We start from the raw sequence: 1,281 nt of genomic DNA on the forward strand, positions 1-1,281 counted from the left end.
ACGCCCACGCCGAAGCCGCGCGCTGCGTCCGCGCCCTGCTCGCACTCGGCCGGACCGGCGAAGGCGCGGCGATGGCCGGCCTCGGGTTCCTCGGCCAGCTGCTCGGCGACCGCGCGGACCTCGACGCGTTCGTCCGCCGGACGCTCGGCCCGGTCCTCGACTACGACGGGCGCCGCGGCACCGAGCTGGTGGCGACGCTGCGGGCGTACTTCGCGAACGGGTCGCAGCTCGCGCGCACGAAGGACGTCCTGCACGTCCACGTGAACACGGTGGTGCAGCGGCTGGAGCGGGTGGCGTCGCTGCTGGGGGAGGATTGGCAGGCGCCGGACCGCGCGCTGGAGATCCAGCTGGCCCTGCGCCTGCACCGCCTCGGCTCGCGGTGATTCTTCCAGCGTGCCGCGGACCAGTGCCATTGCGCCGGGCGGCCCTAGCGGGACGCGCCGCCACCGGGCACCGTGGAAGCTGGCGGATACCGAAACGATGGGGGTTCTCGTGAAGGAATTCGAAAGCGCGCTCGCTGCGGCGTTCGACGTCGTCCCGGCGGAAGCGACCGGGCTGGCGATCGACCGGCTCGACGGCAGCCGGTCCACCGGGTCCCCGGCGCGGCTGTGCTACACCTGGGTGGCGGACCCCGTTCGTCCGTCGGTCAGCCCTTGTAGGTGACCGAACCCACCCCGCCGGTCGTCGGGTTCAAGCGGCACCTCAGTACCGCGGTGGTGCCCGGCGACGCGGTGTACGTGCTCTCCGAAGAAGGCGCGACAGCCCTGCGCGGGCCGCACCTGGAGTCCCTGGTCCCGCTGCTCGACGGCACCAGGGACTTCGCGGCCCTGCGCCGGGAACTGCCCGACGGCATCCCCGCCGACGAGGCCTCCGGGGTGCTGACGCGGCTCGCCGAAGCCGGGCTGATCGGTCTGCGGCCCGCGGTCTCCGACGCCGAATCGGCTTACTGGGACGCCGTGGACGGCGAAGCCGCGCACGGCCGGGTCGCGGTGCGCGGCGCGGATGCCGCGACGGTGGCCGTCCTGCGCGCGGCCGGGCTCACGGTGGCCGAAGACGCCGACCTCTCCCTCGTGCTGTGCCACGACTACCTGGCCGAGCATCTGTCCGATGTGGACGCCGAGCACCGGGCGTCCGGGCGGCCGTGGCTGCTCGCCAAGACCGTCGGGGCGCGGGTGTGGCTCGGCCCGTTCTTCACTCCCGGCGAGGGCCCGTGCTGGCACTGCCTGGCCGCCCGGCTCTGGGGCAACCGGCCCGCCGAAGCCCACGTGCGGGACGCGCTCG

General features: G+C 74.6%; 3 protein-coding genes. All 3 read left to right on the forward strand.

Annotation, left to right across the window (positions count from 1 at the left end):
- On the forward strand, positions 1 to 383 hold a 383-nt coding region (locus G3I65_RS29310; RefSeq protein ID WP_160698964.1), incomplete at its 5' end, for a CdaR family transcriptional regulator.
- A gap of 109 nt (positions 384 to 492) precedes the next feature.
- Positions 493 to 663: a hypothetical protein gene (locus tag G3I65_RS29315; RefSeq protein WP_160698965.1), complete on the forward strand. Its 171-nt coding sequence runs from the start codon at positions 493 to 495 to the stop codon at positions 661 to 663.
- Positions 660 to 1,281: TOMM precursor leader peptide-binding protein (locus G3I65_RS58840; RefSeq protein ID WP_160698966.1), on the forward strand; the 622-nt coding region annotated here is incomplete at its 3' end. The genes G3I65_RS29315 and G3I65_RS58840, both read left to right, overlap by 4 nt.

It is taken from the genome of Amycolatopsis sp. SID8362 (genome assembly GCF_010550475.1).
GTDB lineage: Bacteria > Actinomycetota > Actinomycetes > Mycobacteriales > Pseudonocardiaceae > Amycolatopsis > Amycolatopsis eburnea.